This window comes from Amycolatopsis sp. CA-211722 (assembly GCF_056828465.1).
Window position 1 is genome coordinate 2348824 of sequence record NZ_CP184752.1, and the last position, 23812, is coordinate 2372635.

Genomic DNA, 23812 nt, shown 5'->3' on the forward strand with positions numbered 1-23812 from the left:
CCGGAGTGATTACCGAGAGCGGCTCGTCACGTTCGGGGGTACGCGCGAACCGCCGCCGGCGAAGGCGAGATCGTGGCGTGGTTGCCGAGGGGGCGCTCGGACCGCCGTTCACTCGCCGGTCTTTCAGGCTGTGATGGGACGACGCGGGTTGACCAGCGCGTGCCTGCCGGTGGTCTCGGCCGCGCTCACCCGGCTCTGCCCGGGGACGCGGCGGCGGGCTTCGCGGCGGTGGTCCTGGGAGGCCGCGGTCTGCTGGGGGGCGAGGCCGCCGGCGACCAGGTGCTCGTGCGCGACCTGCCATACCGAGCAGGGGGCCTTGCACTTGTGCCAGCGGGTCGAGCAGGTGGGGCAGTCGCCGCGCTCGTCGGGCTCGTGCGCCTGCAGCATCGCGCGCCAGCCTTCGGTGAGGCGGGGGAGCTCCGAGCGGGCGACCGAGACGAGCGACTGGGCGTCCGCCCGGTTCGCGAGATCGGAGAGCATGTCGAGGCGTTCCCAAACCGCGTTGCGGAGGACTTGCCCTAGGACCTGATCCACGGAGAACTCACCGTTACCTTTCCGCCATCTTGGCGGCTTCGTTGAGCGCTGCCCTGAGCTGGCCGAGCTGGCCGGACGTCAGGCGCGCGGTCTCTCCCGGCGGCGAGACGAGAACCACCTGGTTGTCTTCGACGAACACGGTGACGGCACGTTCGCGGCTGATGAGATCGCCGCACTGCACCCGCCAGACCAGCTGTCCGCCTTCGTAACGGCGCACACTCGCGGTACGAGGATCGACCGGGGCGGAAGGGGAGACCGGACGGTTGGCGCCAGGGGCGACGGCGACCGTCTGCTGACCGGCGGGGCCGGCCGCACGCAGGTGGCGCGTGGCCATACCGGGCCGTCCCGCGGTGATGGAGCCTGTTGCGATCGAGTCCACGAACTCCACTGGCTCTTCTCCGCTCTCTCGTTCCACGTCGTCTTCGTATCCGCGTGTCCGCACCTTTAGGGGGTTCGGAGACTTGGTAGCTCTCTGTGATCGCGGCCGGTGGCCGGTCGGTCACGGAGATCTGACAACTACAGTGATGTGAAACCGAGTGCGATAGAAGGTCGAACCGCCGTCATAGCGGTGACCGGACGGGGTTTCACGGTAAGCGGTCAAACGACTTCTGCCGGGCCGATCACGACGGGCGATCCGGTGTTTCGCACGGTTGAATAGGTGTGCCTACGCTGTTTCTCGACCCCAACGGAACTGTGAGGGGGCGCAATGGACGCCAGTATCGGTGGCGGCGCTGTCGCCGGCTCGGACGCTGCAAGCGGTTCGGGTCGCCAGAGTCACCCCGTGCCGCCGGATGCCTGGGAGCAGCCGGAGATGCGAGCCGCACTGGCCACACGGGAGATCTCGTCGGTGTACCGGCTGTTGCGCAAGCACGGTGTTTCGCAGCGCCAGATCGCCGCGATGACCGGCCAGTCGCAGTCCGAGGTGTCCGAGATCCTCAAGGGTCGCCAGGTGATGGCGTACGACGTGCTCACCCGCATCGCTGACGGCCTTGGTGTCCCCCGTGGATACATGGGTCTCGCCTATGACGAGGCGACAGCGATAAAGGTCGTCGGTGCTGCCGACGGCCAGCAGGCGGAGGAGGACGAGTCCGTGAAGCGACGGAGGTTCCTCGCGCACGCCGCCCAGGTCACGATGGGCGCGGCGGTGTTCGGTCCGGAATCGGGTACGTGGTCGGCGGGGCCCGCGAAGACGCCCGCCCCCGGGCGGATCGGCATGACCGACGTCCGCCAGGTGGAAGCCGCGACCAGAGCGCTCCGGTCCCTCGACTACCAGTACGGCGGCGGTTTCTGCCGCGACGCCGTGGTCGCCCAGCTGTCCTGGGGACAGCAGATGCTCGAGTCCAACGGCACCGAGATGGTCAAGAGCAGGCTGTACGTCGCGCTCGCCGACCTGCACAGCCTGGCCGGCTGGACGTCCTTCGACACCGGCCTCATGGATTCCGCCCGCGGCCATTTCGCGAACGCGCTGGACCTGGCCAAACAGGGCGACAGCCACCCGCTGGTGGCCAATGTCCTCTACCGGATGGGTCGCGTCTACCTGCACAACGACGCCCCGAACGACGCGTTGAAACTGTTCCAGCTCGGCCAGATCGCCGCCCAGGAATCGGGCTCCGAGCTGGCGGTCGCCGTGCTCTGCGCCAACGAGGCCTGGGCCTACGCGATGATGGGCAACGAGGAGCAGGCGACGAAGCTGCTCGGCCGGAGCAAGGACGAGTTCGCCCGCGCCGATCTGGCCGAGGCCGAGTCCTGGGTCAAGTTCTTCACCGAGACCGACGTCTACGCCATGATCGGCACCGTGCACACCGTGCTCGCCGCGAAGAACGCCGAACACACCAAGTACGCGATCCCCGCGCTGACCAAGGCCGTCGAGGCCTACACCGACGACATGGCCCGCAGCAAGACGTTCATGCTCAGCGCCCTGGCCACGAACCACCTGCTCGAAGGCGATCTCGATCATGGCGCCAAGGTGGGCTCGAAGGCTCTCGACTGCGCCGAGGGCATCAAGTCGGAGCGGGTGAAGGACCGGATGCGGCCGCTGCAGGCCGAGGCGGAACGCCGCCGGAACAACGCCGACGCCCGTGACCTCGCCGACCGCCTCAACTCCTTCTACGCGGCCTGAGCCGATCGGTCCGGGCGGCCGGTTCACGCCCGACATCCTGCGCGACGCCCTCGGGCGGACGTGCGATCTGCTCGGCGTGGATCCCGAAGGCGCCCGTCTGCTGAGGTTCACCAACAACGCCGTCTACGAGCTGGCGAGCGCGCCGTTCGTCGTCCGGATCGTCGGCTCCACCCGGCTGCGGCATCGCGTCGGCACGGTCGTGCGGGTCGCCCGGCATTTCGAACGGCACGACGTGCCCGCCATCCGGCTCGTCCCCGGCCTCGACCAGCCGATGCCGGTCGGCGAACATCTCGTGACGGTCTGGTGGAAGGTGCCGGGGACCGGCCGGAAGGCGAAGGCGGCCGACCTCGCCGAGCTGCTGCGCCGGGTCCACGCGCTCGAACCGCCGGAGGGGCTCGCCGAATGGGCGCCGTTCGCCGCGGTCCGCGCCCGCGTTTCGGACGCGGAGGAGCTGGCCGACGGCGACCGGCGGTTCCTGCTCGAACGCTGCGCCGAGCTGGAAGCCGCGCTCGCGAACCTCGACTTCCCCCTGCCCCGTGGCCTCGTCCACGGGGACGCGCACACCGGGAATGTGATCCCCGGACCGGACGGGCCGGTGCTGTGCGATTTCGATTCGTCCTGTGTCGGCCCGCCGGAATGGGATCTGACGCCGCTCGCCGTCGGCCGTGAACGGTTCGGTGATCCACCCGCGCGCTATCGGGTGTTCGCGCGGCGATACGGATTCGACGTGACCACCTGGTCCGGGTTCTCGGTACTGCGTGCCATCCGTGAACTGAAGCTCACGACGAGTGTTCTCCCGATTCTCCGCAGTCATCCCAGCGTGCGGGATGAACTGCGGAAACGGTTGAACGATCTTCGGAACGGGCGAACCGGGGCGCGCTGGAACCGGTATCGGTGAGTCACCCGGGAAAGGTATCTGCACGTGCATTCGCCGACGGCGAATGACCGTTCGTCGCTTGTCCGAATTCGCCGATCAATCGGTGACGAATTCGCCCGGGCTAATCACTTCTCCCGGCCCAATGCTCCCCCGAATGTGCAACTTGCAACTACGCTGAGTCATTCGGAGTGGCGACTTCACCCGGTCGCCGGATGCCGATCGGTGCCGTCGGGTCAGAGCCGCTCCAGCCGTGTGCGCAGAGCGTCAGCCTCCGGGCGGCCGAGACCGACGAGGATGGGCAGCGCCCGGTCGTAGAACCGCCGGGCCTCGTCGGGGTTCCCCTCCGCCTCGGCGATCTCGCCGAAGGCCGACAGCGCCCTGGCGACCTCGAACCGCGACCCGCTGGCCTCCATGGTGGCGAGCGACGCTTCGAGTTCGGTCCGCGCGGCCGCGAGATCCCCGGCCGCGATATGGGCGCGGCCGAGGTCGGTCCGGGCGCGGGCCACGTTGTACGGGTCGGCGGCCAGTACCTCGCGAGCGCGGGTGAGGTGCTCGATCGCGGGATCCGGCCGCCCGGCCTTGAGCTGGGTCGAGCCGAGGTTGATCAGCGCGAGCCCGACGTCGTGCGCACGGTTCTGGCGTTCGCTCAGCCGGTGGTCTTCGGTGAACCACTCCACCGCGTCTTCGAGCCTGCCCTGCGCCAGCGCGACCAGGCCGAGCCCTTCCACCGACCGGATCCCGACGACCTCGTCCCCGGCCCTCCGCGCGGCTTCGCGGCCGGCCTCGTAATGCGAGACGGCTTCCTCGTACCGGCCGCTGCCGCGGCAGGCGGCGCCACTGCGGTTGTGCATCAGGGCCTCGGCGGAGGCGTTGCCCCACGCCCGCGCGCACCGCACGCCCGCCTGGCTCACCCTCAGGAAGTCCGGATAGTGCTTGCGCAGCAGGAAGAGCGGCCACATCGCGGCGGCGAGCTGCCAGCCGAGTTCCGGCAGCTGCCACGTTTCGGCGGTCTCGACGGCGGCGATGAGGTTCTCGCGTTCCCGTTCGAGCCAGGCGAGTTCCTCGTCGGAGGACTCGAACGAAAGGGGCGTCGGCGGCCGGTATTCGTACCGGTACGGGATCGGGTCCTGGTCGGGGACCGTCATGACGGTGGTCTTCGACGCCGTGAAGAGGTACCACTCGAGCATGCGGCGCATCGCGATGTCGCGGTCGTATTCGTTGCCCGCCGTCTTCTCCTTGGCGTGCAGCCGCGCGAGGTCGTGGAAGGTGTACCGGTCGTCGCCGCGGTCGATCAGCAGGCCGACGTCGACGAGCTGGTCCAGCAGGTCTTCGGCGACCTCCTCGCGGACGGCGATCGACGCGGCGGCCACGCCGACGCCGAAGTCGGGCCCGGGATGCAGGCCGAGCGCCGCGTACAGCGCGGCCGCGTCCGAGGGGAGTTCGTCGTAGGAGAGGTTGAAGCTGGCTTCCACCGATTGCGCTTCTTTCGTCGACAGCGTGGCCAGTCGACGATATTCCTTCCCCAGCTCGGTGGCGATCTTCTCCAGCGACATCTTCGGACGGCCCGCGAGTTTGGCGCTGACCGTGGTGAGGGCGATCGGCAGGCCGCCGCACAGCTCGGCGATGGCCCGAGCCTGGGCGGCTTCGGCGCCGACCCGCTCCTCGCCGACCGCGCGGCCCAGCAGTTCGGCGCTGTGCGCGGAACCGAACGGAGCCAGCTCGACCAGCCGAGCGCGATGTTCGGTCTGGAGCCTGCCCAGGCGGCGCCTCGACGTCACGATCACGAGGCTTTCACCGCCGGCGGGCAGCAGCGGAAGCACCTGTTCGGTCGAACCGGCGTTGTCGAGCAGCACGAGCAACGGCCGGTCGGCGGTCGTCGTGCGGTAGAGGGCGGTGAGCTCTTCGACGTCCGCGGGCAGCCCTTCCGGCGGAACACCCAAGGCCCTGAGGAACCGGCCGAGCGCTTCGCTCGCGGAGAGCGGGCCGTTGGTGCTGAAGCCGCCGAGGTCCGCCCAGAGGTGCCCGTCCGGGAACCGGTCGCCGAGGTGCCTGGCCCACGCGGTGGCCAGCGCCGTCTTCCCGATCCCGCCCTGACCGCTGATCAGGTGCACCGCCGGTCCACCGGTGCCGTCCTGGGACAGGAGCTTCTCGAGCAACGCGAGCTCGGCCGTGCGATTGGTGAAATGCGCGGGGGCGGGCGGGAGCTGACGCGGCCCCGAACTCACCTGTCTGGTGAGCTTCACCGCCGATCGCTGGTGCGGTACCTGTGGCGTGCTGACTTCACTTTCACCCGGCAACGGGCCGCCCATCTACCTTCCCCTCTTCGGGTTAACCCCAGCGAACGCGTAGAGCATCCCGGCGGAGGTCCGGCGAGGACAGCGAAATCGGTCAAATGCGGCCGGATGGAGCAAGGTGTGTAACAGCTCGCGAAAAAAGTCTCGCCCGCGATGTCGAGAGCGGCTCGGCGGCTTCGTCCCAGGGGCGATCGCGGCCGGAGTGGCCGCTCGAACCGGAGGGACGGACATGCGCAAGCTCATCGTTCAGCAGTGGGTCACCGTCGACAACATCGCCGCGGAGGAGGACGGCGGCCTGAGCTTCGTGTCGGGAGAGCCCTTCTCCGAGAAGACCGAGCCGGCGTTCAAGGCGAGCGTGATGGGGCTCGTCGATTCGGTCGACACGATGATCCTCGGCGCGAACACCTACGCCATGGCGAAGGACTACTGGCCCCACGCCGAAGAGCAGGGCGAATACGGCGAGAAGGTCAACAACCTCACCAAGTTCGTCGCGTCGTCCGAACTGGAGGACGCCCCCTGGGGCGGCTTCCCCGCCGCGACCGTGACGCGCGACCCGGCCGCCACCGTCCGCGAGCTCAAGGAACAGAACGGCAAGAACCTGTGGCTTTGGGGCAGCCTGACGCTCATGCGGTCGCTGCTGGACGCGGGCCTCGTCGACGAGATCCGGATGATGGTCTGCCCGGTGACCCGCGGCAAGGGGACGCGCGTCTTCGAGGACCGGCGGGATCTGAAGCCGATCGAGGCCACCGCGTTCGAGAACGGTGTCGTGATCCTGCGCTACGCGGTGGAGAACTGAGAGGCCCTCGCCCAGGTGTTCATGTCGCGAAAGCCACTTTCGGGGCACCAGACGTCCCGAAGTGGCTTTCGCGACACACCCACAGCTCGACCCCCACCCAACCGGCCACCCACCCACCGACGTTGCGAAAGCCACTTTCGCAACGTTGAAGGTTGCGAAAGTGGCTTTCGCGACACGCCACCTCTCAGGTCACTACGCCTAGGTCGTCGGCACGACCGGGGCTCGCGTGAGGACGACGGCGAAACCGAACGCGAGCCCCATCACCGTCAGTTCCAGCGTCGCCCACGCGGCCAGCGCCGTCCGGTTGTGCCGGACGATCTGCGGCATCAGCTTCCAGCGCGTGTACGCGCCGAGACCCGCGATCACCCCGGTGCACAACAGCTTCAGCAGCACCAGCTGCCCGTACGGCGTGGTGAAGATCCCTTCCCAGAAACCGAGCGACGGGTTGAGCGAGATCTCGATGAGCCCGTTGAACAGCCCGGTCGCCGCGCCGAGGATCAGGCACAGCGTCGCCAGCTTCGAGAACCGCGGCAGCGCGTGCGCCAGCAGCGTCCGGTTCCCGACGAGCAGCACCGCCATCGCGCCGAGCCCGCCGGTCCAGGCGACGGCGCTCATCACGTGCAGTTCCATCGAGATCATCGTGTAGTCGTGGTAGTTCCAGTTCGACGCGTGCCCGGTGACCGGCAGCGGCAGCAGCGCGAACAAGCCCAGCCCGACGCGGACCTCGGCGGGCACCTTCTCGCCGTGTTTCAGCGCGAGGACGCCGAGCCCCGCGTGCAGCAGGGCCAGCACCGCCACGATCAGCAGTGCCTTCCCGGCGCCGACGTCGGCGATGTAGCTGCCGACGTCCGAGATCGACAGCGTGCTGGAACCCGGGCGGTATTCGGCGGTCTGCAGGATCAGCGCGACGAGCGCGGTGGTCGCCCAGATCAGCGCGGCCGCGACGCCCGCGGGCCGCGCGATCCGCATGATCGGTTCGGAGAGCTTCGGCCGGTCGTAGCCGACCAGCACCGAAAGCAGCGCCAGCCCGATCGTGGCGACCGCCGAGATGTCCAGCAGGACCCGCACGATCGGGATCGAGACCGAGACCACCTCGCTGACCTGCGCGACCCCGGGGACCGGGGCGGTCGCCGTCAGCGCGACACCGATCAGGGCGCCGACGATGCCCGCCGTCACCACACAGAACAGGACGGCGACGCGGGCTCGCGAGGTGGTCTCGGCCTGGGTCATGAGCCGCTCTTCTCCTTGTCACCGGCGCCGGTGCGCAGCGCGACGGTCAGCCCGACGGCGAGCAGTACGACGGCGCCCGCGATCCACACCCAGATCGGCACGCCGGACGAGCCTTCGCCGCCGGTCGCCGGGGCGGTTTCGGTCTGGCCCGCGTTGCTGCGCGCGGCGTCGGCGCTCGCCGGGGTCCCGGTGCCCGCGGCGGTGAGGGTGAACGGCACCTCACCGGTCACGGCGTGCCCGTCCGCGGACAGGATCCGGTAGCCGATCTTGTACTCGCCGGCCGGGCCGAGCGGCCGCAGCGGCACGGTCACGACGCTGTCGCGGACCTCGACCTGGCCTTCGGCCCACTGGCCGCCGCCCGGTCCGATGACCGCGATCTGGTTGACGTTCGCGTTCTGGACGTACTGGTCGAACGTGAGCGTGATCTTCGCGGGACCGGCGGCGATCGAAGCGCCCTTCGCCGGGTCCGAGGAGATCAGGACGTTGTGCGCCAGCGCCGGGGTGGCCGTGGCGAGCCACGCCACCCCGGTGATCGCCAGCGCGACGATCGCTTTACGCATCTACTTGGTTCCCTCGGTGTTGCCGGCGGTGGCGCGGCGGGCGCGCAGGGTGGCACCGGCGCCGACGCCGAGGCCGAGCGCGCCGACGACCAGGCCGGCGCCGCCGAGCCAGCGGGCGGTGTCGTCGGAGGAGGACGACGCGGCGTGCGACTCCTCGGACGTGGCCTTGGTGTCGGTGCCGTGGCCGCCACCGTGCCCGTCGGCGGTCTTCTCGGCGAGCTTCACCGTCGGCGCGGGGTGCTCGGGTTCCTCACCGGAGGCCGGGGTCGGCTGGTTCCACTCGACGACCTTGCCGTTCTCGTAGGTCTGGGTGGCCGGGAACTCGATCGAGTCGACGTTGGTCGGGAACTTGCCCGCGCTGATCTGGAACTCCTGGAACTCGGTCGATCCGGCGGCGATCTTGGTGCCGGGCTCCGCGGTCCAGGAGACCTTGGTGACGGCCTCGGTGAGCTGCGTGCCGGAGTCGGTGGTCACCGGGGCGGGCAGCTTGGACTTGACGACCTCGGCCTTCCAGCCGGGCAGCGGCTTGGCGCGCACGGAGCTGAGCGCGTATTCGGGTTTGACGGTGATCTCGACCTTGATGGTGCCGGCGTCCTTCTCCTCGTTGGGGACGCGGAAGAAGATCGATCCGTAGCCGCCCTTCGACGGCTGGGGGCCGTAGACGTTGGCGGTGACGTGGGCCGAGGCGACCCCGGCGGACAGCAGGCCGGCGATGCCGACGGTGGCGGCCAGGAAACCGGCGCGCTTGAAGACGTGCTTGGACACGATGAACTCCTGAACGTGAATGAGACGGCGGGCGCGAGTGCCTCGCCGATTACGGGGATCAGCTGGGATTCAGGAGAACAGCGGCGGGCCGCGCCTGCCGTGGACCCGGCGGAGGTCCACCCGGACGAGGTGACCGGGCCCGGCCGGACGGGCGAGCACCGGGGACGCCACCGCTGCGGGCACCGGGAGCGCGTTGAGGATGAAGGGGACCAGCGCGCGGAGGCAGGCGAGGACGCCGAGCAGCAGCCCGTCGGCCTTGGCCAGCAGCAACGCGGTGATCAGCGTGGCGACGACGTGCGCGACGGTCATCGCGAGGCCACCCGAGACGGGGGCCGGTTCGTCGTGCACCATTTCGTGCGTGCTCAGCGAACTGAGCACGAGGTGCATCACGACCTGACCGGCGCCGAGGTCGACGATGGTGGCCATCGGACCGCGGGCCTTCGCGGCGAGCGCGGCCGCGTTCCAGCCGATCAGCACGGTGAGCAACAGCGTCATCGCCGTATCGGGGAGATCGCCGTCCCCGATCATGTGCGCGGTCACGGCCAGCGCCGCGGAACTCACGCCGAGCAACCCACCACGCACCACGCGTAACGCGCTTCGGTGATGGCTGCCTTTACTCACGGGTGAAGGGTATTCGACGCACGTCCGGGTGGTCGATCTCCTCCCGGCTGGTGAGCAGGGGGAAAGACGGCGTGTGCGTTTGCCCGATCAGGCCGGATCGGGCAGGTTGGCGGGATAAAAGCGGTACTGATCAGGGGTGGCGTAGCTCCGTTGAGGGTGGTGGCGGGGCGGGGTGGGGTTTGACCGCGCGGCTTTTGGGTAGTCAGGCTCCCGATACAGCTACTCCGAATGGGTGAGGAGTCTCACCCAGAGGCGGCGGGAGAACCAGCACGCGATGAATCTCTTCGAGTACATCTCGGATCGGTGGGACAGACTCGCCCTCCAAGGGCTCCTTCATGTCAGCGCGGTCGTGCAGTGCACGATCCTGGCCGCCGTTCTCGGCGTGGTGATCGGCGTCGCCGTCTACCGCAGCCCGATCGGGTCGGCCGTGGCCACGGCGCTGGCGAGCACGATCCTCACCGTTCCCTCCTTCGCCCTCCTGGGCCTGCTCATCCCGGTGTTCGGCCTCGGCGCGAACACCACCGTCATCGCCCTCGTGCTCTACGCGCTGCTGCCGATCGTGCGGAACACGATCGTCGGGCTGAGCGGCGTGGATCCAGCGGTCAGCGACGCGGCGCGCGGGATCGGGATGAGCCGCTTCGGCGTGCTGACCAGGGTCGAGCTGCGGCTCGCCTGGCCCGCGATCCTCGCCGGGATGCGGGTCGCGACGCAGATGCTCATGGGCATCGCGGTCATCGCGGCCTACGCGAAGGGCCCGGGCCTCGGCTCGGAGGTCTTCTCCGGCCTCACCAACGCGGGGAGCACGAACTCCCTCAACCAGGCCTTGACCGGGACGCTCGGCGTGGTCGTCCTCGCACTGGTCCTCGACGCCGTTTACGTCCTGATCAACCGTTTGACCGTCTCTAGGGGTGTCCGTGCCTGAGTCTCCTGAAACCGTATCCGGCGTCGAAATCGAGCTGGAGAACGTCACGAAGCGCTACCCCGGCACCCGTGAGCCCGCGGTCGACGACTTCTCGATGGTGGTGCCCGCCGGCAAGATCGTCGTCTTCGTCGGCCCGTCCGGCTGCGGCAAGACCACGACCATGCGGATGATCAACCGGCTGATCGAGCCGACGTCGGGCCGGATCACCATCGGCGGCGACGACGCGCTGAAGCTCGACGTCGACACCCTGCGCCGCCGTATCGGCTACGCGATCCAGCAGGCCGGGCTGTTCCCGCATTTCACCGTCGCGCAGAACATCGCCGTGGTACCCGGGCTGCTCGGCTGGGACAAGAAGAAGGTCAACGACCGGGTCGAGGAGATGATGGACCTCGTCGGGCTGGACCCGGCCGATTTCCGCGACCGGTTCCCGCGTCAGCTGTCCGGCGGGCAGCAGCAGCGCGTCGGTGTGGCGCGGGCGCTCGCGGCCGACCCGCCGGTGCTGCTGATGGACGAGCCGTTCGGCGCGGTCGACCCGATCACCCGCGGCAACCTGCAGGACGAGCTGCTGCGGCTGCAGACCGAGCTCAAGAAGACGATCGTCTTCGTCACCCACGACTTCGACGAAGCCGTGAAGCTCGGCGACAAGATCGCGGTCCTCGGCAATCAGTCGAGGATCCTCCAGTACGACACCCCGGACGCGATCCTCGCGAACCCGGCCGACGACACGGTCGCCGGTTTCGTCGGCGCCGGTGCCTCGCTGAAGCAGCTGACGCTGCTGCGGGTCCGCGACGTCGAACTGAAGCAGGACGCGCTGACGGCGACCGTCAGCGAATCGCCGTCCGAGGTGCGCGAGAAGCTGACCCAGCAGCGCAAGCATTTCGTGCTGGTGCTCGACCAGCGGCGTCGTCCGATGCGGTGGGTGCACGTCCGCGAGCTGACCAAGGCGACGTCGCTGTCGACCGCGGGCAAACCGCTGCGTGACTCCGTCAGTCTCCAGTCGACCCTGCAGGACGCGCTCGAAGCGATGCTCGCCGAGGGCGGCAGCGTCCCGGTGACCGGCCCGCGCGGCGAGTACGCCGGGACGATCGAGCTCGACACCGTCATCGCGACGATCCAGCAGCTGCGCGAGGAGCACTCCGACGACAGCCCGGCGGAAGGTGTGACCGCATGACGGCCGCCGTCGATACCGGCTTCTCGACCGAGTCCTCGTCGAGAGGCGCCGAACGGGTCCGGCTGTTCGCCCAGCCCGCCGCGGTGCTGCTGATCGTCGCCGGGGTGCTGATCTGGGTGTTCGCCAGTGATCTCACCGCGACGGAGAAGGAGACCCTCAACGCCGCCGGGTTGCTGGCCGCGCTGCGCGACCACTTGGCGATGACCGTGGTGGTCACCGCGATCGTGGTCGCCGTGGCGGTGCCGCTCGGCGTGCTCGTCACGCGGCCGTGGGCGAAATGGGCGGCGCCGGTCTTCCTGGCGGTCGCCAACATCGGCCAGGCCGCGCCCGCGCTCGGTGTGCTGGTGCTGTGGTTCATCGTCACCGGGGCGACCGGTGGGCTGTGGGTCGCGGCGCTGCCACTGGCGTTCTACTCGCTGCTTCCGGTGCTGCGGAACACGATGGTCGGCCTGCAACAGGTCGAACCCTCGCTGATCGACGCCGGCCGCGGGATCGGCATGTCGGCCTCCGGCGTGCTGTGGCGAGTGGAGTTCCCGCTGGCCATCCCGCTGATCCTGGCCGGGCTGCGGACGTCGCTCGTGCTGGCCGTCGGTACGGCGACCTTCGGCATGTTCGTGAACGCCGGCGGGTTCGGCCTGCTCATCGACACCGGCTACAAGCTCAACCTGACGAAGGTGCTGATCACCGGCTCGGTGCTCGCCGTCGCACTGGCGCTGCTGGTCGACTGGCTCGGCGCCGTGGCGGAACAGTTCTTCGGACCGAAGGGACTGCGCTGACATGCGAATCAAGGCGATCCTCGGCGCGATCCTGTTGTGCGGCACGCTTTCCGCTTGCGGGCTGGAGGTCAACACCGCGCTGCCGTACAAGATCGAACCCGGTTCCATCAAGCCCGTCGAGTCGCTCAAGGGGGTCAAGGTGACGGTGGGGTCGAAGGACTTCACCGAGAACATCATCCTGGGCTACATGGCCGAGATGGCGCTTTCCGCGGCGGGCGCGGACGTCGTCGACCTGACCGACATCAAGGGCTCGAACTCGTCGCGGCAGGCGCTGCTCGCCGGCCAGACCGACGTCACGTGGGAGTACACCGGCACCGGCTGGATCAACTACCAGGGCAACGAACTCCCCGTCCCGGGCGGGGAACAGGCCCAGTACGAAGCCACGAAGACGGCGGACGAAGCGAAGTTCGGCGTCACCTGGCTGAACTACTCGCCGCTCAACGACCAGTACGCCTTCGCGGTCACCGAGGCCTACGGCGCGGCGAACAACCTGAAGACGACGTCGGACCTCGCGGCGTTCCTCAAGCAGAAGCCCGACCAGAACGTGTTCTGCCTGGAGACCGAATTCACCAGCCGTCAGGACGGTTTCCCCGCCGCCGTGCGGGCGTACGGGTTCCAGAACCCGGTGATCAAGAACTTCGGCATCGGGACGATCTACTCGGCCGTGGCGAGCGGGACCTGCCCGATCGGCGAGATCTTCACGACCGACGGCCGGATCGCCGGGCTGAACCTTCGCGTCCTCGAAGACGACAAGAAGGCGTTCCCGCAGTACAACGCCGTGCCGACGTTGCGGACGGAATTCCTGAACCAGCACCCGGAACTGCGGGGGCCGCTCGAAACCGTCGCCGCCGCCCTCGACAACAAGCAGATGATCGAGCTGTGCAAACAGGTCGACGTCGACGGCCGGGACCAGGGCGAGGTCGCCTACGAGTGGATGAAGAAGAAGGGTTTCATCTCCTAGCCGAACGCTATGAACGGGCCGTTCCTTGCAAATTTCGCAAGGAACGGCCCGTTCATAGCGTTCGAGAGCGGCTTCAGATGCCCAGCCGGTGCAGCAGCTTCCCCTCCAGCTGGTCCAGCTCCCCGGCCACGGCCCGGTGCGCCGCCTTCCGCCGCGCGGCGGGCATCCGCTCCGAAGCGCGGACTGTCGCCGAAAGCTGCTCCAGCGTCCCCTGCGTGTCCTTCGCGAAGGCCGCGTCGGCGTCTGTCGCCTTCGCCGACCTCTTCAGCTCCGCGAGCCCCTGCGTCAGCCCCGCGATCCGCGCGTGCAGCGCGGCACCGCGTCCGCTGTACTCGCCGAGCTGGTCGACGGCGACGCCGAGCTTCTTCGCTTGATAACGGTCGTACAGCTCTCGCGCGGCACCCGCCGCTCGAACGGCGTACGGCGCGATCACCGGTAGTACGGCCGGTCCGAGCACTTTGGCCACCGCGACGGCGTTCTTCGCCTTCTTCGGGGTAAACCTGCCTTCGCCCTCGACGGCTTTGGCCTTGCGCGCCATGGCACCTCCCACGCTGTGTCACTGACGAACTTACTGGTCCCCGATGTGGCGGGCATGTCGGCTTGCCGGACGCCTTCTAGAGTGTTGCCTGTGAGTAACGAGGTGCTACTGGACGCGGGAGCGGTGAGCCGCTGCCGGCGTCGCGTGCACCTGGAACACGATCCGGCGATGCGCGAGGTCCCGCTCGCCCCGCCCGACCCCGCCGCGCAGCAGCGGATCGCGGACGCGTCGGCGCATCGCGAGGCGATCGTGCAGCGTCTCATGGAGGCGACAGGACCCGACGCGACCTGGGTCAAGATCCCCCGAGACCTCCCCGCCGCCGAGCGCGTGCAGCTCACCGAAGAGGCCTTCGCCGCCGAAGCGCGCTACATCTGGGGCGCGCTGCTGCCGGTGGATCGTGCCGGTCACCGGCGTGGTGGCTCCGAACTCCTGGTCCACACCGGCGACGGATACGTGCCGGTGCTGGTCGTGCGGCACCGCATCACCGACCGCGGCGCGGGCGCGCCGACCACTGTGATGACCGACCTCGACCCGGCGAACCGGACGCCCGATCCGGCGCGAAAGGTCCGCTCGCAGCCGCGCGACCAGATGCGGCTCGCGCATCTCTACCGGATGCTCGAAACGCTCGGGAAGCACGAAGGACACCGCGCCGTCGGCGGCGTCATCGGGCTCGACGCGGACGTCGTCGTCTGGCACGACCTGTCCGCGTCCACCTGGCCGGGTGGCCGGAGCGCGCTGACGGAGTATCAGAGCCGCTTCGCCGACAGGCTCGCCATCGCGAGCGCCGCCGCCGCGGGGGAGGAGCCGCTCGCCGAGCCGTCCCGCGTCCTCGAATGCCGGCGCTGCCCGTGGTGGCCGACGTGCGAGGTCGTGCTCACCGAAACCCGCGACGTGAGCCTGGTCGTCCGCGGCGAGGACGCGATGGAACTGCGCCGGGCCGGAGTGTCCACAGTGGACAAGCTGGCCGCGCTCGATCCGGCCGACGAACCGCCGCCGATGAACTGGACCGGCGGCACGTTCGCCGACGCGATCATCCTCGCGCGCGCCTGGCTCGCCGATCTCACGATGGTGCGCAAGGTCGACCGGGTCGAGGTCGCGCGCGGTGACGTCGAGATCGACGTCGACATGGAGAGCTTCGGCGATTCCGGCGCGTACCTGTGGGGTTCGCTGCTGACGGGCGCGGACATCGGGATGGAGCGGGGCTATCGCGCGTTCGCGACGTGGGAGCCGCTGCCGACCGCGGACGAGGCCCGGTCGTTCGCCGAGTTCTGGGCGTGGTTCACCGAAGTCCGCGAGCGCACGCTCGCCGCGGGCCTGACCTTCCGCGCCTACTGCTACAACGCGCTCGCCGAGAACCGCTGGCTCTTCGGCTCCGCCGCCCGGTTCGGCGAGTACCCCGGCGTGCCGAAGAAGGCCGAGATCGCGTCCTTTGTGGACTCAGAGGAGTGGATCGATCTCTTCCGCAGCGTCACCGACCAGTTCCTCTGCTCGCAGGGCAAGGGGCTGAAGGTGATCGCGCCGGTCGCCGGATTCGCCTGGCGCGATCCCGAAGCGGGCGGCGAGGCGTCGATGAGGTGGTATCGCGACGCCGTCGGCATGGACGGCGGCGTGCCGGACGCCGCCCAGCGGGAGCGCCTGCTGCGCTACAACGAGGACGACGTCCTCGCGACGTACGCGCTGCGGAACTGGATGACCGACCACGCGCAGACGTCCGTGCCGTACATGAACGACCTCTGATCCTCCGGCCCACCCGCCCCTGAAATGCCATGAAGGACTCCTTCATCGCAAAATCCGCGATGAAGGAGTCCTTCATGGCACGGGGCTCAGCGAGGGGCCATGCGCAGCGAGCCGTCCATCCGGATGACCTCGCCGTTCAGGTAGTCGTGGTCGATCAGCGACAGCGCGAGCTGCGCGTACTCGTCCGGCCGCGCGAGCCGCTTCGGGAACGGCACGCCCTCGGCCAGCGAAGCGCGGAACTCCTCGCTCACGGTCGCCAGCATCGGGGTGTCGACGATGCCCGGCGCGATGGTCAGCACCCGGATGCCGTGCGACGCGAGGTCACGCGCGGCGGGCAGGGTCATCCCGACGATGCCGCCCTTGGACGACGAGTACGCGACCTGCCCGATCTGGCCGTCGAAGGCGGCGACCGACGCGGTGTTGATGATGACGCCGCGCGCGTTGTCGGCCAGCGGCTCGGTTTTGGCGATGGCCTCGGCCGCCAGCGTCAGCACGTTGAAGGAGCCGATCAGGTTGATCTGGACGACCTTCGCGTACAGGGCGAGATCGTGCGGGCCCTTCTTCGAAAGGATCCGCGCGGACGGGCCGATCCCGGCGCAGTTCACCACGGTCCGCAGCGGCACCCCGGATTCGGCGGCGGTCGCGACCGCGGCCCGCACCTGCTCCGGGTCGGTGACATCGGCCTCGACGTAGGTGACGTTCTCGATCTGCTCGGCGTTCGCGATGGCACCGGCGAGGTCCAGCGCGAAGACCCGCGCGCCCTTCGCGGCGAGCGCCTTCGCGGTCGCGCCGCCGAGCCCGGACGCGCCACCCGTGACGAGCGCCGCGGTATCGGTGATCTGCATGTTCTCCCTTTCGTCGACAACCGTTCATAGGTTAACGCTCGTTCGCATCGGGCCCGGGTGGGATGGCTCACTCGGGGTGCGCAGCATGTCGTGAGGAGTATTCGGACCGGAAGCATTCCGTTCGTTTGGAGGTCAACTCCGGCTGTCACCTTCAGCAGCATGAGCGCTGCTCGGATCGTGGTGGTGGGGACGGGTTACGTCGGATTGACCACGGGAGCCTGCTTGGCCGGCCTGGGGCATCGAGTCACTTGCGTCGATGTCGACCAGGCGAAGGTCGCAAGGCTTTCCGCCGGACGGGTGGACATCCTGGAGCCGGGATTGTCCGAGCTGGTGTCGAGGGGGCTGACCAGCGGAAGACTCGAGTTCGTGGTCGGCGCGCGGGACGCCGTCCGGGACGCGGAGGCCGTTTTCCTTTGTGTGCCGACGCCGATGGGCGCGGGTGGTTCGGCGGACCTGCGGGCCGTCGAGGCCGTGACCACCGAGATCGGCGACGTCATCCCGCCGGGGTGCGCGCTGGTCACCAAATCGACCGTCCCGGTGGGGACGTCGAAGCGGATCCAGGCGATGCTCGGCCGCACGGACGTCCCGGTGGTGTCGAACCCCGAGTTCCTGCGTGAGGGCACCGCGGTCGAGGACTTCCTCGGCCCCGACCGGATCGTCGTCGGTTCGGACGACGTCGCGGCCGCCCGCTGGGTCGGCGATCTCTACGCCGACCTCGCCGCCCCGGTCGTCGTCGCCGACGCGGCCAGCGCGGAACTGGTGAAGTACGCGGCGAACTGCTTCCTCGCGATGAAACTGTCCTATGTGAACTCGATCGCCGAACTCTGCGAACGCCTCGGCGCCGACATCGACCTGGTCACCGAGGGGATGGGCTACGACCGGCGCATCGGCCGCTCGTTCCTCAAACCCGGCCCCGGCTGGGGCGGCTCCTGCCTGCCGAAGGACACCAGCGCGCTGGTCCGCGTCGCCGAGTCGGTGCAGTACGACTTCACGCTGCTCACCTCGGCGATCGAGGAGAACATCGCGCAGCGGGACCGGATCGTCGCGAAGATCGCCGGCGCCGTCGGCGGCACGCCGGCCGGATCGCGGATCGGCATCCTCGGGCTGGCGTTCAAGGCCGGGACGAACGACCTGCGCGACTCGCCCGCCCTCGCGGTCGCGTCCGTGCTGGGCGCGCTCGGCGCGGAACTGACCGCCTACGACCCCGCCGTCGGCGGCCACATCGACGGCATGACCGTCGTCGACGACCCGTACCAGGTCGCGAAGGCGGCCGACGCGGTCGTCGTGCTGACGGAATGGGACGAGTTCAAGCGGCTCGACTGGACGTACATGGCCGAGCAGATGGACGGCGACTCGGTCGTCGACACGCGCAATCTCCTGGACCCGCAACGGATCCTGGACGCCGGGCTGTCGTGGCAGGGCGTCGGGCGGCCGCGGGCGGCGCTGCGGCGGAAGGTCGCCGTCTCCTGACCCACCTGCCTCCCGCGGGTGTCATGAAAGGGTCGTTCAGGACATTTTTCGTCCTGAACGACCCTTTCATGACACGAGGGAGACGAGCTTCAGCAGCCCGTCCACGACCTCCTCGGCCGTCGGCCCGTTCTCCGGGTCGAGCATGTGCTGCAGCATCACGCCCGAGTTGAGGGCCGTGGCCACCGCGCCGATCCGCCGCTCGTCCGCCTCGGTGAGGGTCTCCTCGTCGATCCCGAGGATGCCCGCCGCCATCCCCCGTCGGCCCTCGCGCTGTGCGGCGGCGAGCTGTTTCCGCAGCTCAGGGTGATGCTCGGACTGGACGAACGCCTCGATCGAGGCGATCCACAGCTGCCGGTTGCGCCCGTACGAGTCGATCATCGCGCGCCAGGACGCCGCGTACTGCTCGGACGGCGAAGCGCCGGGGTCGACTGCGCTCCTCATTTCGACCTGGATCTCCCGGCCCCAGTCGTCCATGGCCTGGGAGAACGCCGTCAGCAGGAGTGCCTCGCGCGATCCGAAGTGGTAGCCGATCGCCGCGTGGCTGACCCCGGCCGCCGTCGCGATATCCCGCACCGTCGTGCGTGACCAGCCTTTTTCCTTCAAGCACTGGATGGCGCCCGTCATCAGGTCCTCGCGATTGCCCATGCCAGGGATCCTAGGCCACACGGTTTATCCACTTGGTTTAACCAAATGGATTGACCAAGCGTGCAAATCTCGCGTACGGTCGCTTCCATCACCACGAACCCCAGGGAGCAGCCATGACGACCACCGTTCTGATCTCCGGCGCCGGCATCGCGGGCCCGGCCCTCGCCTTCTGGCTGCGGAAGCGCGGGTTCGCGCCGACCGTCGTCGAACGCGCCCCGGCCCTGCGCGAAGGCGGCAGCGCGGTCGACTTCCGCGGCGAGCAGATGGCCCTGCTGGAGCGCATGGGGATCCTCGAGGACATTCGCGCGAAGGAGACCGCGATGGGCGCGCAGGTCATCGTCGACGTGCGTGGCAAGAAGGTCGCCCAGATGCCGTCCGTCTTCTTCAGCGGCGAAGTCGAGATCGAGCGCGGAGATCTGACCCGCATCCTCTGCGAACACACGAAAGACGACGTCGAGTACGTCTTCGGCGACTGGATCACCCGGCTGGACGAGGTCGCGGACGGCGTCGATGTCGGCTTCGCCCACGGCGAATCGCGCAGATTCGACCTGGTCGTCGGCGCGGACGGGCTGCACTCGGGCGTGCGGCGGCTGACCTTCGGCGACGAAGAGCGATTCCGTACCGACCTCGGTTTCCACGCCGCGGGCTTCACCGTGCCGAACCACCTCGGCCTCGACCATCTCGGCCAGATCTGCAGCGTCCCCGGCCGCACGGTCATGGTCGCCAGCGGTCGCGACGGTTCGGCCCTCAACGTCAGCCTTGTCTTCGCGTCGGAGGCGCTGGAGGTGCGTCGCCGCGATGGCGACGAACAGAAGAAGATCCTTGCCGAGCGCTATGCGGACTTCGGGTGGGAAGCCCCGACGCTGCTGGAAGGCCTCGCCGACGTCGACGCGCTGTACTTCGATTCGCTCAGCCAGATCCACCTCGGCAAATGGTCACAAGGCCGGGTCGTGCTGCTGGGCGACGCGGCCTGGTGCGCGGGTCCGGGCGGTTCGGGCACCGGGCTCGCGATGATGGGCGCCTACGTCCTGGCCGGCGAGCTCGCGGCCGCACACGGTGACCACGAAGTCGCTTTCGCGCGCTACGAAGAGAAGCTGCGCGGTCCGGTGAAGGTCTCGCAGAAGCAGGCGGCCGGGATCGGCACGTTCCTCGCGCCGAAGAGCCGGTTCATGGTCGGCTATCGGAACTTCCTGTACCGGATGCTGGGCTCGCGGCCGATGACCAGGGTGTTCACGTGGATCACGTCGCGGGCGGCGAACGCGGCGACGCTGGAAAACTATGACGCGCCGGTGGCCGCGCGGGGATAGTTTCGGTGGGTGATGGACAAGAAGGAGTTCCGGAAGGTCTGCTACGAGGCTGCCCGGCGGACGGCCGGTGAAGTGAAGGAGTTCCGGTACTCCTACTACGCGCCGAATTTCGACCAGTGCCACATCGCCTACCCCCACCGCACCGTCGCCGTGCTGTTGACGCGGGACTGGGGCGAGAACGCGACCTGGCACGGGCTCGGCATCGCCGCGACGCCGGTGGAATCCGGTTCGCTCTCCTTCGTCGACGAGCCGGGCCTGCTGGCCGTTCTGAAAGAACTGCTTCCCGCCTGCCGGATCTTCACCCGTGCCGAGCTCGAGGGGCCGCTCGACCAGGCCGCGTGGCCTTGGGTCGATGAAGACGACGTCAGGTACTGGCGGCCTGACAACCTCGGCGAAGCCCTCTTCAACCACTGGGACTGAAAAAGTAGTTAGCAAAGCGTAGTATCACCGTCGTGTTCACGACCAGGCCGGAGCTGGCCGGCACCCACGGCATGGTGGCATCGACGCACTGGCTGGCCTCGGCCACCGGCATGGCGGTGCTCGAAAACGGCGGCAACGCCTTCGACGCGGCGGTGGCGGCCGGGTTCGTCCTGCAGGTCGCCGAGCCGCATCTGTGCGGCCCGGCGGGGCAGGTCCCCGGCATCTTCGTCACCGCCGCCGACCGGACCCCGCGAGCTCTCGCCGGCCAGGGGGTCTCGCCCGCGGCCGCGACGCCGGAATACTTCGCGGATCTCGGGCTCGACTTGATCCCTGGCAGCGGCCTGCTTCCCGCGACCGTCCCCGGCGCGTGGGACGGCTGGCTGCTGCTCCTGCGGGATCACGGCACGAAGTCGTTGCGTGACGTTCTCGGTTACGCGATCTCCTACGCGCGTAACGGGATTCCGCTGGTCAGCCGGGTCGGTGACACGATCCGCGCGGTGCGGGAGCTCTTCACCGAGCATTGGCCGACGTCGGCGGCGCTCTGGTTGCCGGACGGCAAGCCCGCCGAGGGGCTGCATCGCAACCCGGCTCTCGCGGACACCTGGGAGCGGCTGCTCGCCGAGGCCGAGTCGGTCAGTGGCCGTGAGGCGCAGATCGACGCCGGACGCCGCGCGTGGTCGCAAGGTTTCGTCGCCGAGGCGATCGATACGTTCAGCCGCAAGGCTTTCCGTGACGATTCCGGGCGCGATCACGCCGGTCTCCTCACCGGCGAGGACATCGCGGGCTGGGAAGCGACGTACGAGGACGCGTTGCAGGTCGACTTCGGCGACTGGGGCCTGGTGAAGATGGGCGCCTGGACGCAGGGCCCGGCGTTGCTGCAGCAGGCGCGGTTGCTGGACGGCCTGCGCGACGAATTGTCCTATGTGGACGGTATGCCGACGGAACGCACCGTGCACTTGGCCGTCGAGGCGGCGAAGCTGGCGTTCGCGGACCGCGAGGCCTGGTACGGGGATTCGCCCGACGTGCCGATCGAGTCGCTGATCTCGCGTGAGTACGCGGACGCCCGCCGCGCGTTGATCACCGAAGAAGCGTCCGCCGAACTCCGGCCAGGAGGCCCCTCGCCGCGGCTGCCCGCGATCCTCGAAAAGCTGCGAGGACTGGAATCCGGCTCCGGCGCGACGGGGGAGCCGACGGTCGGGCCGCTGGGCGAGACCCGCGGCGACACCGTGCACGTCGACGTCGTCGACGCGGCCGGGAACATGATCTCGGTGACGCCGTCGGGTGGCTGGCTGCAATCGAGCCCGACCATCCCGGAACTCGGTTTCTGCCTCGACTCGCGGGGCCAGATGTTCTGGCTGGAACAGGGTCTGCCGAACTCGCTGGCGCCTCGGAAGCGGCCGCGCATCACGCTTTCGCCGTCGATGGGCCTGCGTGACGGCGAGCCGGTGCTCGCGTTCGGGACCCCCGGTGGAGACCAGCAGGACCAGTGGCAGCTGTGTTTCTGGCTGGCGCACACGCTCGGCGGGCTGAACCTCCAGGAGTCGATCGACGCGCCCGCGTGGCACACCACCGCGTTCCCGAGTTCGTTCTATCCGCGTTCGTGGACGCCGCGGGAACTGGTGGTCGAGTCCCGGCTCGGCCAGTCCACAATGGACGCACTCGCCGCGCGCGGGCACGCCGTCGTCGATGCCGGACCTTGGGCGCTCGGACGGCTTTCGGCCGTGTCGCGTTCCGGCGGCGTGCTTCGCGCCGCCGCGAACGCGCGCGGAATGCAGGGCTACGCCGCCGGACGCTGACGCTCACGAGGTCAAGAGCGCGGCTGTTCCCAGAGCCAGAATTCGATGCCCTGGTCGTCCACGCAATCGGCGCTCAGGCCGTAGGGCTGCTGTTCGGTTTCGCCGGCCTGGCCGCCTTGGGCGCGGACACGGTCGAGGGCGGCGGCGAGATCGTCGACGGCGTACATGAGTTTCCAGCCCACCTGCCGCCCCGGGCCACCCCAGAGCCCGCCCTGCAGGCCGGAGCCTTCGACGCCCCAGCCGCCCTCGACCGTCCCAGGCGAGAATCGCCAGCCCAGAACGGCGCCGTAGAACGCCTTCGCGCGTTCGTCGCTTGGCACCTGGAAGGTGAAGTAGCCCGCTTCCCCGTGCCGGACCGGCGTAGCTGCCGAAGCGGGCCGAGGCGCCGCCTGCGCGACGAGCCACCGCTGGCCGTACGGATCCTTGATCTCGCCGCTCAGCCCGTGACCCTCGTCCGCGACGGGACGTCGCAACTCCCCGCCCAGCTCCACGGCCCGCGCGGCCGACGCGTGCGCGTCCGCGACCTCGACCCGGATCAGCGGGCCACCGGCGGGCGCCACGACGATGCCCAGTTCGGGGAATTCTTCCGCGAACATCAGCACGCTGTCGCCGATGGCCAGCTCCGCGTGCCCGACGCGGCCGTCCTCCATCACGATCGGATCGGACCGCCGTCGCGCCCCGAACACCTCGACGTAGAAGTCGAGCGCGGCGCGCGCGTCGGTGACCACGAGATAGGGCGTCAGGGAACGTACTTCGGCTGTTTCCGTCATATCGGCTCCGTTCAGGACGGCGCGACGAAGGTTGTCGCGCAGTTCGGCGGCGAAGAGCGGGTCAGGCTCCACAGGCTGTGAGGGCACGCGAAGCGCGTCGAACGGATCAGGCATCGCGACCCTCCTTCTCCTGGTAAGCACGCCGGAACGCGGCACGAGCCCGCACGAGCAACGCCTCCGTGGCGTGCACCGTGCGATCGAGATGGCCGGCGACCTCCGGGACCGGGAGGCCGTCGACGTAGCGAAGCGTCAACGCGGCCTGGTGATGCGCCCCGAGCGACGCGAGAACTTCGCGTGCCAGCAGCGCGTCCAGCCGTTCGTCCCACGGATCGGTGTACTCCTCCTCGTGGACGAGCCGCAGCCCGCGTTCCTCACGTGCTTTGCGCCGCCAGTGATCGGCGAGCTTGTGCCGGGCGACACCGATCAGCCACCCGGTGCTCACTGGAGGTGCGAACTCCTTGCGACAGGCCCTCACCGCGCCGAGGAACGTCTCGGACGTCAGCTCCTCGGCGAGGGTGCGATCACCGCACCGGGACAGCAGGTACCCGTAGACCTCCGGCAACGCCGTCTCGTACAGCGACAGCAGCGCGAAGGCCGGGTCCCGGTGCACCCGTGGTTCCGTCACAACCCCATCGTCGCTCGGGAGACCACATCTCCG

Annotated in this window: 24 protein-coding genes; 12 read left to right on the plus strand and 12 right to left on the minus strand. The window is 69.2% G+C overall.

All coding sequences use genetic code 11. The annotated features are described in order from the left end of the window. Positions 1 to 123: 123 nt before the first annotated feature. Positions 124 to 534: a hypothetical protein gene (locus ACOCEP_RS11530; RefSeq protein WP_482337222.1), complete on the minus strand. Its 411-nt coding sequence runs from the start codon at positions 532 to 534 to the stop codon at positions 124 to 126. Between the two features lie 13 nt (positions 535 to 547). Further along, positions 548 to 922, minus strand: a complete 375-nt coding sequence (locus tag ACOCEP_RS11535; RefSeq protein ID WP_016330535.1) for a hypothetical protein — start codon at positions 920 to 922, stop codon at positions 548 to 550. 318 nt (positions 923 to 1240) lie between these two features. Here ACOCEP_RS11535 and ACOCEP_RS11540 point away from each other — a divergent pair, with 318 nt between their 5' ends. Together ACOCEP_RS11540 and ACOCEP_RS11545 are read left to right on the plus strand one after the other, a co-directional pair. Beyond that, positions 1241 to 2653, plus strand: coding sequence for an NsdA family TPR-like regulatory protein (locus ACOCEP_RS11540; protein ID WP_482337223.1), 1413 nt, complete (start codon positions 1241 to 1243; stop codon positions 2651 to 2653). Continuing rightward, positions 2613 to 3551, plus strand: coding sequence for a phosphotransferase family protein (locus tag ACOCEP_RS11545; protein ID WP_482337224.1), 939 nt, complete (start codon positions 2613 to 2615; stop codon positions 3549 to 3551). Before ACOCEP_RS11540 ends, ACOCEP_RS11545 begins: the two co-directional genes overlap by 41 nt. A 212-nt stretch (positions 3552 to 3763) precedes the next feature. Here ACOCEP_RS11545 and ACOCEP_RS11550 read toward each other — a convergent pair whose 3' ends face one another. After that, positions 3764 to 5773, minus strand: a complete 2010-nt coding sequence (locus tag ACOCEP_RS11550) for a tetratricopeptide repeat protein (protein WP_482337225.1) — start codon at positions 5771 to 5773, stop codon at positions 3764 to 3766. Between the two features lie 280 nt (positions 5774 to 6053). Here ACOCEP_RS11550 and ACOCEP_RS11555 point away from each other — a divergent pair, with 280 nt between their 5' ends. Then, positions 6054 to 6620, plus strand: coding sequence for a dihydrofolate reductase family protein (locus ACOCEP_RS11555; RefSeq protein ID WP_482337226.1), 567 nt, complete (start codon positions 6054 to 6056; stop codon positions 6618 to 6620). A 198-nt stretch (positions 6621 to 6818) separates the two neighbouring features. Here ACOCEP_RS11555 and ACOCEP_RS11560 read toward each other — a convergent pair whose 3' ends face one another. From ACOCEP_RS11560 to ACOCEP_RS11575, 4 genes are all read right to left on the minus strand, one after another. Then, positions 6819 to 7850, minus strand: a complete 1032-nt coding sequence (locus ACOCEP_RS11560; RefSeq protein ID WP_482337227.1) for a copper resistance D family protein — start codon at positions 7848 to 7850, stop codon at positions 6819 to 6821. Then, positions 7847 to 8410 (minus strand): copper resistance CopC family protein, encoded by a 564-nt coding sequence (locus ACOCEP_RS11565; protein ID WP_340686012.1) that lies wholly within the window; start codon positions 8408 to 8410, stop codon positions 7847 to 7849. The genes ACOCEP_RS11560 and ACOCEP_RS11565 overlap by 4 nt, the downstream gene beginning before the upstream one ends. After that, a complete protein-coding gene (locus ACOCEP_RS11570) occupies positions 8411 to 9175 on the minus strand; it encodes a YcnI family copper-binding membrane protein (protein WP_482337228.1) in 765 nt (254 codons plus the stop codon). It lies immediately after the preceding gene. Positions 9176 to 9244: 69 nt separating this feature from the next. Continuing rightward, positions 9245 to 9736 (minus strand): hypothetical protein, encoded by a 492-nt coding sequence (locus ACOCEP_RS11575; RefSeq protein ID WP_482339687.1) that lies wholly within the window; start codon positions 9734 to 9736, stop codon positions 9245 to 9247. Positions 9737 to 10070: 334 nt separating this feature from the next. Between ACOCEP_RS11575 and ACOCEP_RS11580 the strand changes: the two genes are divergently transcribed. From ACOCEP_RS11580 to ACOCEP_RS11595, 4 genes are read left to right on the plus strand one after another with little or no spacing between them, the layout of a single operon-like run. Next, positions 10071 to 10718: an ABC transporter permease gene (locus ACOCEP_RS11580; protein WP_192747987.1), complete on the plus strand. Its 648-nt coding sequence runs from the start codon at positions 10071 to 10073 to the stop codon at positions 10716 to 10718. Continuing rightward, entirely contained in the window at positions 10705 to 11889 is a 1185-nt protein-coding gene (locus tag ACOCEP_RS11585; RefSeq protein ID WP_482337229.1) for an ABC transporter ATP-binding protein, read from the plus strand. Before ACOCEP_RS11580 ends, ACOCEP_RS11585 begins: the two co-directional genes overlap by 14 nt. Continuing rightward, positions 11886 to 12665, plus strand: a complete 780-nt coding sequence (locus ACOCEP_RS11590) for an ABC transporter permease (RefSeq protein WP_257483604.1) — start codon at positions 11886 to 11888, stop codon at positions 12663 to 12665. The genes ACOCEP_RS11585 and ACOCEP_RS11590 overlap by 4 nt, the downstream gene beginning before the upstream one ends. A gap of 1 nt (position 12666) precedes the next feature. Beyond that, positions 12667 to 13626: a glycine betaine ABC transporter substrate-binding protein gene (locus ACOCEP_RS11595; protein ID WP_482337230.1), complete on the plus strand. Its 960-nt coding sequence runs from the start codon at positions 12667 to 12669 to the stop codon at positions 13624 to 13626. 73 nt (positions 13627 to 13699) lie between these two features. Here ACOCEP_RS11595 and ACOCEP_RS11600 read toward each other — a convergent pair whose 3' ends face one another. Beyond that, the gene (locus ACOCEP_RS11600) at positions 13700 to 14164 is read right to left on the minus strand and encodes a DUF6474 family protein (protein ID WP_125679227.1); all 465 of its coding nucleotides are present in this window, start codon (positions 14162 to 14164) and stop codon (positions 13700 to 13702) included. A gap of 90 nt (positions 14165 to 14254) precedes the next feature. Here ACOCEP_RS11600 and ACOCEP_RS11605 point away from each other — a divergent pair, with 90 nt between their 5' ends. Continuing rightward, a complete protein-coding gene (locus ACOCEP_RS11605; RefSeq protein ID WP_482337231.1) occupies positions 14255 to 15901 on the plus strand; it encodes a TM0106 family RecB-like putative nuclease in 1647 nt (548 codons plus the stop codon). Positions 15902 to 15987: 86 nt separating this feature from the next. On the opposite strand, the gene ACOCEP_RS11610 is transcribed toward ACOCEP_RS11605, so the two are convergent. After that, positions 15988 to 16746, minus strand: a complete 759-nt coding sequence (locus ACOCEP_RS11610) for an SDR family NAD(P)-dependent oxidoreductase (RefSeq protein WP_126732550.1) — start codon at positions 16744 to 16746, stop codon at positions 15988 to 15990. A 159-nt stretch (positions 16747 to 16905) separates the two neighbouring features. On the opposite strand from ACOCEP_RS11610, the gene ACOCEP_RS11615 reads away from it, so the two are divergent. Continuing rightward, positions 16906 to 18216, plus strand: coding sequence for a UDP-glucose dehydrogenase family protein (locus ACOCEP_RS11615; RefSeq protein ID WP_482337232.1), 1311 nt, complete (start codon positions 16906 to 16908; stop codon positions 18214 to 18216). A 66-nt stretch (positions 18217 to 18282) separates the two neighbouring features. Here ACOCEP_RS11615 and ACOCEP_RS11620 read toward each other — a convergent pair whose 3' ends face one another. After that, entirely contained in the window at positions 18283 to 18861 is a 579-nt protein-coding gene (locus ACOCEP_RS11620; protein WP_482337233.1) for a TetR/AcrR family transcriptional regulator, read from the minus strand. A 113-nt stretch (positions 18862 to 18974) separates the two neighbouring features. Here ACOCEP_RS11620 and ACOCEP_RS11625 point away from each other — a divergent pair, with 113 nt between their 5' ends. The 3 genes from ACOCEP_RS11625 to ACOCEP_RS11635 are packed head-to-tail and all read left to right on the plus strand — an operon-like array spanning position 18975 to position 22384. Continuing rightward, the gene (locus ACOCEP_RS11625) at positions 18975 to 20168 is read left to right on the plus strand and encodes an FAD-dependent monooxygenase (protein ID WP_482337234.1); all 1194 of its coding nucleotides are present in this window, start codon (positions 18975 to 18977) and stop codon (positions 20166 to 20168) included. Positions 20169 to 20180: 12 nt separating this feature from the next. Further along, a complete protein-coding gene (locus tag ACOCEP_RS11630; RefSeq protein ID WP_482339688.1) occupies positions 20181 to 20588 on the plus strand; it encodes a hypothetical protein in 408 nt (135 codons plus the stop codon). Positions 20589 to 20620: 32 nt separating this feature from the next. Continuing rightward, on the plus strand, positions 20621 to 22384 hold the full coding sequence (locus tag ACOCEP_RS11635) for a gamma-glutamyltransferase family protein (RefSeq protein ID WP_482337235.1): 1764 nt from the start codon (positions 20621 to 20623) through the stop codon (positions 22382 to 22384). Between the two features lie 11 nt (positions 22385 to 22395). Here the strand turns inward: ACOCEP_RS11635 and ACOCEP_RS11640 are convergent, their stop codons facing one another. Beyond that, complete coding sequence (locus ACOCEP_RS11640) at positions 22396 to 23268, minus strand: VOC family protein (RefSeq protein ID WP_482337236.1); 873 nt, start codon at positions 23266 to 23268, stop codon at positions 22396 to 22398. Beyond that, positions 23261 to 23779 (minus strand): RNA polymerase sigma factor, encoded by a 519-nt coding sequence (locus ACOCEP_RS11645; protein WP_192747392.1) that lies wholly within the window; start codon positions 23777 to 23779, stop codon positions 23261 to 23263. The genes ACOCEP_RS11640 and ACOCEP_RS11645 overlap by 8 nt, the downstream gene beginning before the upstream one ends. Between the last annotated feature and the right edge of the window lie 33 nt (positions 23780 to 23812).